The 7,793-nt window shown below is 71.4% G+C and carries 6 protein-coding genes; 1 reads left to right on the forward strand and 5 read right to left on the reverse strand.

Annotated features, from left to right (window positions below):
* The coding region (locus V7Z97_RS18320) for a DUF6624 domain-containing protein (protein WP_334164881.1) at positions 1-679 on the forward strand (679 nt) is incomplete at its 5' end.
* A gap of 10 nt (positions 680-689) precedes the next feature.
* On the opposite strand, the gene V7Z97_RS18325 is transcribed toward V7Z97_RS18320, so the two are convergent.
* The 5 genes from V7Z97_RS18325 to V7Z97_RS18345 all read right to left on the reverse strand — a co-directional run bounded on the left by V7Z97_RS18325 (position 690) and on the right by V7Z97_RS18345 (position 7,729).
* Positions 690-1,649 (reverse strand): MBL fold metallo-hydrolase, encoded by a 960-nt coding sequence (locus V7Z97_RS18325; protein WP_334164882.1) that lies wholly within the window; start codon positions 1,647-1,649, stop codon positions 690-692.
* A 217-nt stretch (positions 1,650-1,866) separates the two neighbouring features.
* Positions 1,867-3,330 carry an amidohydrolase gene (locus V7Z97_RS18330; RefSeq protein WP_334164883.1) on the reverse strand — a complete coding sequence of 488 codons (1,464 nt, stop codon included), beginning with the start codon at positions 3,328-3,330 and terminating at the stop codon, positions 1,867-1,869.
* 222 nt (positions 3,331-3,552) lie between these two features.
* Entirely contained in the window at positions 3,553-6,204 is a 2,652-nt protein-coding gene (metH, locus tag V7Z97_RS18335; protein ID WP_442958050.1) for a methionine synthase, read from the reverse strand.
* Positions 6,204-6,668, reverse strand: a complete 465-nt coding sequence (locus tag V7Z97_RS18340) for a DUF6882 domain-containing protein (protein ID WP_334164884.1) — start codon at positions 6,666-6,668, stop codon at positions 6,204-6,206. The genes metH and V7Z97_RS18340 overlap by 1 nt, the downstream gene beginning before the upstream one ends.
* Complete coding sequence (locus V7Z97_RS18345) at positions 6,668-7,729, reverse strand: homocysteine S-methyltransferase family protein (protein ID WP_334164885.1); 1,062 nt, start codon at positions 7,727-7,729, stop codon at positions 6,668-6,670. The genes V7Z97_RS18340 and V7Z97_RS18345 overlap by 1 nt, the downstream gene beginning before the upstream one ends.
* Positions 7,730-7,793 lie beyond the last annotated feature (64 nt).

A 7,793-nucleotide genomic window follows, 5' to 3' on the forward strand; every position in this document is an offset into this window, starting at 1 on the left:
CGCCCAGGCCGCGCCGGCCGCCGCCGCGCCCGCGCCGGCGGCCGAGGCGCCGGCCCTCTCCCCCGCCGCCCGGGCCGCCCTCGCCGGCTGGACGGCCGAGTTCGCCCAGGTCCGGGCCGAACAGGCCGCCCTTCCCCCGCCCGCCGGCATGGTCGAGGAGCTGGCCCGCCGCGTGGCCCTCGAGCAGGCCGGCCGCCGGGCGATGACGCCGATCATGGTCTCCGACCTGCCCGCGGCGGAGAAGCGCGCGGTCCTCGCCGAGGCCTGGCGCGAGCTCACCCCGGTGGACGAGGACAACACCCGCTGGCTGAAGACCGTGCTGCCCGCCGACGGCTGGTTCCGCCACAGCCGCGAGGGCAAGGAGGCCGCCCGCAACGCCTGGCTGATCGTCCAGCACTCGTCCGACAGGGACTTCCAGAAACAGGTGCTGAAGCGGATGGAGGTCCTGGTCGGCCGCGACGAGGTCGCCGGCCCCGACTACGCCCTGCTCTACGACCGGCTGGAGATGTTCGAGGGCCGGCCCCAGCGCTACGGCAGCCAGGCCTCCTGCCAGGACGGAAGGCTGCAGATCTACCGCCTCGAGGATCCCGCCCGCGTCGACGAGCTCCGCCGCCGCGTCGGCCTCAGGACCACGCTCGAGGAGTACAAGGCGATGATGCGCGTGGGCAGCTCCTGCTGAGGCCTTTACCTCACCCCTCCACATCCTTCCACGCCATCCGCACCGCCCCGCCGAGCCGCGCCCGGTCGGGGTAGCGGTCGGCCATGGCCGCGGCGACGGTCTCCACCGCCTGGGCCGGGTCCTGGCCGGCCCGCTTGGCCTCGGCGGTGCGCCGCGCCACCTCCGCCAGGTAGTCGCGGTAGCCTTCGATGAACCCCGCGTCGCCCACCGGCCCGTGGCTCGGCACGACGATCGCCGGCGCCAGGGCCGCCTGCCGGTCCAGCACGCGCCGCCAGTCGGCGAGCGTCGCCGTGGGCGTCGCCATTGAGGGCTGCAGCTTCATGGCCAGGTCGCCGGAGAACAGCACCCGGTCTGCCGGGACCCAGACGATGGTGTCGCCGGGCGTGTGCGCCGGGCCCATGGCCTCGATCTCGGCGCTCACCCCGCCGAGGTCCAGCACGTGGCGCGTCTCGAACGTCAGGTCCGCCGGCCGGAACACCGCGCCCTTCAGCAGCGCCGCCCAGTCGGCCCCGCGCTGGGCGAAGGCGGCCGCCACCCGCATGTCGGCGGCCTCCTCGCGGGCCTGGACCGACGAGCGGATCAGGGTCGTCCCGGCCGGGAAGGCCTGGGCGCCCAGGTCGTGCTCGGGATGGGCGTGGGTGGCCACGAGATAGATCTTCCGGCCCGGCGCGATCCGCCTGGTCACGGCGGCCACCGTCTCGCCGTTCGGGGGGCCGAGCCCGGTGTCCACCACCAGCACGGCCTTGGTCCCGACGATGAAGCCCACGTTGGGCAGGCCCGAAAGGCCGCGGTCGGGGATCACCTGCACATGGGCCGAGACCCGCGTCAGGTCCTGCGCCTGCACCACCGGCGCCGGCATCGCCGCCTGCTGCGCCGCCACCGCGCCCGCCCCCAGCGCCACCGCCGCCACGACCGCCCAGACCACCCGCATCACCGCCTCCGTCTCCGAGAGGCCGCGAGCCTGCAACACTGAAAACTCCAGGGGAAGCCTACCTCCCACGCATCCCCTCTCCCGCCCCGCGGGAGAGGGCTAGGGTGAGGGCGGCTCGGCGGAACGGCCTTCACGAGCGTGGGACCCGAGGGCGCCCGGATCCCACCAGAGCACCCCGGCACAACGCCTGCGCCGCCCTCACCCCGACCCTCTCCCGCCGCTCCGCGTCGGGAGAGGGGGCTGGGCCCGGGTCCCTCTACTCCTCCGCGCCCGCCTTCGCGCGGTAATCCAGCGGCGGGGCGCGGTCGCCGACCATGGCCTTGTAGGTGAAGCCCGGCCCGCGCTTCTTCTCCAGCTCGGCCTTGGCCGTCTCGATCAGCGACGGCTCGCGGAACAGCGCCGCGCCGGTCAGCGCCAGGGTCTTGGCCGCCACCACGCCGCCCTTGGCGGCCATGCTGGTGCCGCCGGCCGCCACCGCCTGCCAGCTGTGCGCCGGCGTGCCGGGCACCCAGGTGGCCGCCCGCATGCCCACGGTCGGCGTCACCCAGCTCACGTCGGCCACGTCGGTGGAGCCGCCGCCGTCGCCGCCGATGCGCAGCGGCTGGATCTCGGCCGCGCTCTCCAGCTTGGCGTTGTTGGCCGGAAGCTGCTTGGCCATGGCCTCGGCGAAGGCCCGCTCCTGGGCGTTCCAGACCACCCCGCCCACCTGGCGCAGGTTCTGGTCCATCACCTTGGCCAGGGTCTCGTTGGGCAGCATGTTGTAGACGCCGCCGGTCTGCTCGAAGGCCACCTTGGTCTCGGTGGCGAGCGCCGCGCCCTCGGCCGCCTTCTGCAGGCGGGCGGTCACGTCGCGCACCACCTGCGGGTCGCGGTGGCGGACGTAGTAGTAGACCTCGGCCTTCTCCGGCACGACGTTAGGCGCCGAGCCGCCGTCGGTGACCACGTAGTGGATCCGCGTCCCGTCGGGCACGTGCTCGCGCATCATGTTCACCGCGGCGTTCATCACCTCCACGCCGTCCAGCGCCGAGCGCCCGCGCCAGGGGGCGGCGGACGCATGCGCCGAGGCGCCGGTGAACCGGAACTTGCCGCTGATGTTGGCGAGGCTCACGCCCTGGGACGCGTCGTTGGCGTCGCCCGCGTGCCAGTGCAGGGTCGCGTCCACGTCCTGGAACAGGCCGGCGCGGACCATGTAGACCTTGCCCGAGCCGCCCTCTTCGGCCGGCGTGCCGAACACCCGCACCTCGCCCTTCACGCCGTTGGCCTTCATCCACTGGCTGAGCGCGATCGCCGCCTGCACCGAGGCCGCGCCGAACACATGGTGGCCGCAGGCGTGGCCGGCGACGCCGGCGACCGGCTTGCGCGTCGGCTCCGCCGCCTGGGCCAGGCCCGGCAGGGCGTCGTATTCGGCGAGGATCGCCAGCACCGGCCCCTCGCCGGTCTTGAAGCTGGCCACGAAGGCGGTGGGCATGCCGGCCACGCCGGGCTCGACCTTGAAGCCCGCCTTCTTCAGCTCCGACTGCAGGAGGGCCGAGCTCTTGTGTTCCTGGTAGCCGACCTCGGCGTAGCCCCAGATCTCCTGGGCCACCTGCGCCAGCCGGGGCGCGCCCTTGTCCACGGTGGAGAGGATCTGCGTCCGGTCCGCCTGCGACAGCTCCGCCGCCTGCGCCCCGCCGGCCATCACCGCGACCGCCGCCACCGCCCCAAGAAGATACCGCCTCATCGAACGCCCCCACTCCACTGGATCAGGCTGGAGGTCTAGCAGTCCGCACAGGCGCAGCGAAAGGCGCGAACGTCCGCCATGGACCCAATCCGTGGCGCTGCGCAGCGGCGACGCACCCATTGGTGGAACCACGGACCACACGGAAGACACGGGCGGAGCCCCAAACCCTTCAGGCTGAGCCTTCCGTGTGGTCCGTGTATTCCGTGGTTCCCGTCTCGGGGATCACGCCGGCTCGTAGTTGAGGATCGGGGCCAGCCAGCGCTCCGCCGTGGCCACGTCCCAGCCCTTGCGGCGGGCGTAGTCCTCGACCTGGTCGCGCTCGATGCGGCCGACGCCGAAGTAGTGGGCCTCCGGGTGGGCGAGATAGAGGCCCGAGACCGCCGCCGGCGGGGTCATGGCCAGGCCCTCGGTGAGCACCAGGCCAGTGGCCGCCGTGGCGTCCAGGATCCGGAACAGGGTGGTCTTCTCGGTGTGGTCGGGCTGGGCCGGATAGCCGGGGGCCGGGCGGATGCCGCGGTACTTCTCGCCGATCATCAGGTCGAGGTCGAAGGCCTCGTCCGGGGCGTAGCCCCAGAGCTCGGTGCGCACCTTCCGGTGCAGCGCCTCGGCGAAGGCCTCGGCCAGCCGGTCGGCCAGCGCCGTCGACAGGATCGCCGAATAGTCGTCGCCCTTGGCGCGGAACTCCGCCGCCAGCTCCAGCTCGCCGTGGCCGGCGGTGACGGCGAAGCCGCCGACCCAGTCGGGCTTGGTCCCCACCGGGGCCACGAAGTCGGCCAGGGCGACGTTGGCGCCGTCGCCGGACTTCAGCATCTGCTGGCGCAGGGTGTGCAGCCGGGCGACCTCGGTGGTCCGGTCCTCGTCGGCGTAGAGCACCACGTCGTCGCCGTCGGCGTTGGCCGGCCAGAAGCCCACCACCCCGCGCGCCTCCAGCAGGCCCTCCTGGATGATCTTGTCCAGCATCCGCTGGGCGTCCTCGTAGAGGTCGGTGGCGGCCTTGCCGACCACGTCGTCCTCGAGGATCTGCGGGAACCGGCCGACCAGCTCCCAGCTGGCGAAGAACGGGCTCCAGTCGATGTGCCGGCGCAGCTCGTTCAGGTCGTAGGGGCCGAACGACCGGGTCCCCAGGAACGACGGCTTCGGCGGGTCGTAGGCCGTCCAGTCCGGCGTGAAGGCGTTGTCGCGCGCCTCCTTGAGCGTGGCCCGGGCGCGGTTCCCCTGCCCCCGCGCATACTGCTCGCGCACCTTCTGGTACTCGACCGCGGTCTCGGCGATCACCCGCTCGCGCTCGGTGGACGACAGCAGGTTGGAGACCACGCCCACCGCCCGGCTGGCGTCCAGCACATAGGTGGTCGGGCCGGACCTGTACTTCGGCGCGATCTTCACGGCGGTGTGGGTCTTCGACGTGGTCGCCCCGCCGATCAGCAGCGGGATCTTGAAGCCCCGCCGCTCCATCTCGCCGGCCACGAAGGCCATCTCGTCGAGGCTGGGCGTGATCAGGCCCGACAGCCCGACCATGTCGACCTTCTGCTTCTCGGCCTCGTCGAGGATGCGGTCGGCCGGGACCATGACGCCCAGGTCGATGACCTCGTAGTTGTTGCACTGCAGGACCACGCCCACGATGTTCTTGCCGATGTCGTGGACGTCGCCCTTGACGGTGGCCATCAGGATTCGGCCGGCCTGCTCGCGCGGCTTGCCCTCCTTCTCGGCCTCCATGAACGGCATCAGGTAGGCCACCGCCTGCTTCATCACCCGGGCCGACTTCACCACCTGCGGCAGGAACATCTTGCCCGCGCCGAACAGGTCGCCGACCACGTTCATCCCGTCCATCAGCGGGCCTTCGATGACGTGCAGCGGCCGCTCGGCCTCGAGCCTCGCCTCCTCGGTGTCGGCCTCGATGAACTCGGTGATGCCGTGGACCAGGGCGTGCTTCAGCCGCTCGGCGACGGTCGTGTCGCGCCACGCCAGCGACGGGCCCTTGGCCTCGCCCTTCTGGCCCTTGTACTTCGGCGCCAGCTCGACCAGCCGCTCGGTGTTGCTCATCTCCGGATGCCGCTGCGGCCGGTTGAGGATCACGTCCTCCACCGCCTCGCGCAGCTCGGCCTCGATGTCGTCGTAGACCGGCAGGTCGCCGGCGTTGACGATGCCCATGTCCATGCCCGCCGCGATGGCGTGGTAGAGGAACACCGAGTGGATCGCCCGCCGGACCGGCTCGTTGCCGCGGAACGAGAAGCTGACGTTGGACACCCCGCCCGAGATCCGCGCGCGCGGCAGCTCGGCCTTGATCCGCCGGGTCGCCTCGATGAAGTCGACGGCGTAGTTGTCGTGCTCCTCGATCCCCGTCGCCACGGCGAAGATGTTGGGGTCGAAGATGATGTCCTCGGCCGGGAAGCCGACCTCATTCGTCAGTATACGGTACGCCCGCCGGCAGATCTCGACCTTGCGGTCGGCGGTGTCGGCCTGCCCCACCTCGTCGAAGGCCATGACCACCACCGCGGCCCCGTAGCGCAGGCACTTCTTCGCCTGCTCGATGAACTTCGCCTCGCCTTCCTTCAGGCTGATCGAGTTGACGATCGCCTTGCCCTGGACGCACTGCAGCCCGGCCTCGATGACCTCCCACTTGGACGAGTCGATCATCACCGGCACCCGGGCGATGTCCGGCTCGGCGGCCACCAGGTTGAGGAAGGTCCGCATGGCCCCGACCGAGTCCAGCAGCCCCTCGTCCATGTTGACGTCGATGACCTGCGCCCCGGCTTCCACCTGCTGCCGCGCGACGGACAGCGCCTCGGGGTAGTTCCCGTCGGCGATCAGCTTCCTGAACTTGGCCGAACCCGTGACATTGGTCCGTTCGCCGACGTTGATGAAGATGGGACGCATCAGCTCACAGATCTCAGGGTACGCATGATCAGATAGAGGCCGCCGTTCTGGGTTGGCGCACGGTATGCGCCCTCAGCGTCGAGGATCCGCGTGGCGATCGCCGCCAGCATCCAGCCCAGGCCGTCGAGGTCGTCGCTCACCAGCGACTCGGTGGTCAGCTCCTCGATGCCGTGCTCGGCGCCGAAGTCGCGGACCCGCGCGGCGTCGGCGACGCTCGCCGGCGGCCAGATGGCGTTGGCCCAGCCCCAGAGCCAGTCCGACGGCGCCGTGGTGCCGAGCACCTGGATGTCGGCGATCACCCGTGGGCCGCTCTCGTCGGAGAAGGTCAGCACGCCGGCGTCGGTGTCGTAGTCGTACCGCGCCCACTCGCCGAGCCGGTAGGTCTCCGTGGCCCGCTTCTGCTTGGCCATGAAGCTCTCGAACGCCTCGTCGCACCAGGCCTCGTACCAGTCCGGAGCCCGCATCAGGCCAGCTCGAAGGGCTCGAGGCCCGCGAGCCGCATGGCGGCCGGCCGTTCGGGGACCTGCCGCGGCTTCAGCCCCCGCACCTCGTCGGCGACGTGGCGGATGTGGTCCGGCGTCGTCCCGCAGCAGCCGCCGAGGATGTTGACGATCCCGTCCTCCGCCCACTGGTGCAGGGCGTGGCCGGTCTCGTCGGGCGTCTCGTCGTACTCGCCCATGGCGTTGGGCAGGCCGGCGTTCGGATAGGCGGAGACCAAGGTGTCGGCGATCCGCGCCAGTTCGGCGATGTGCGGTCGCATCAGTTCGGCGCCCAGGGCGCAGTTCAGCCCGACCGCGAACGGCTTGGCGTGACGGACCGAGTTCCAGAAGGCCTCCACCGTCTGGCCCGACAGGGTGCGGCCCGAACGGTCGGTGATCGTACCGGAGATCCAGATCGGCAGCGGTTCGTAGCCTTCGTCCTCAAGGTCGAGGATGGCCTTGATCGCCGCCTTGCAGTTGAGCGTGTCGGTGATGGTCTCCACCAGGAACAGGTCCACCCCGCCCTCGTGCAGCGCCCGCACCTGTTCCGAATAGGCCGCGTGGACCTGCTCGAAGGTCACCTTGCGCGCCCCGGGATCGTTCACGTCGGAACTCATCGACAGCATCACCGGCAGGGGCCCGATCGAGCCGGCCACGAACCTGGGCTTGCCGGGCTCCTTCGCCGTCCAGCGGTCGGCGACCTCGCGGGCGATCCGCGCGCCTTGCAGGTTGATGTCCCGCACCGCGCTCTCCAGCCCGTACTCCGCCTGGCCGATGGAGGTCGCCGAGAATGTGTTAGTCTCGGAGATGTCCGCACCGGCCGCGAAGTACTGGTCGTGCAGGTCGGCGATGATGTCCGGCCGCGTCAGGCACAGGAGGTCGTTGTTCCCCTTCAACTGGCCGGGCGCGTCGGCGAACCGGTCGCCGCGGTAGTCGGCCTCGTCGAGGCCGCGCTTCTGGATCATCACCCCCCACGAGCCGTCGAGGATCAGGATCCGCTCCCTGGCCGCGGCCTTAAGCGCCGCGATGCGGTCTTGTCTCGTCATGCCGCGGCTTCCTTGGGCTCGGGTTCGGTCTCGCGCACGCCCAGGACCCGGCAGATGGCGTAGG

The organism is Phenylobacterium sp., from assembly GCF_036821595.1.
In the GTDB taxonomy this organism is placed as follows: domain Bacteria; phylum Pseudomonadota; class Alphaproteobacteria; order Caulobacterales; family Caulobacteraceae; genus Phenylobacterium.

Bases quoted from the DNA above. Each gene is read 5' to 3' on its own strand.
- metH (WP_442958050.1), bottom strand. From the start codon at position 6,204: ATGCGTCCCATCTTCATCAACGTCGGCGAACGGACCAATGTCACGGGT.
- V7Z97_RS18345 (WP_334164885.1), bottom strand. From the start codon at position 7,729: ATGACGAGACAAGACCGCATCGCGGCGCTTAAGGCCGCGGCCAGGGAG.
- V7Z97_RS18330 (WP_334164883.1), bottom strand. From the start codon at position 3,330: ATGAGGCGGTATCTTCTTGGGGCGGTGGCGGCGGTCGCGGTGATGGCC.
- V7Z97_RS18340 (WP_334164884.1), bottom strand. From the start codon at position 6,668: ATGCGGGCTCCGGACTGGTACGAGGCCTGGTGCGACGAGGCGTTCGAG.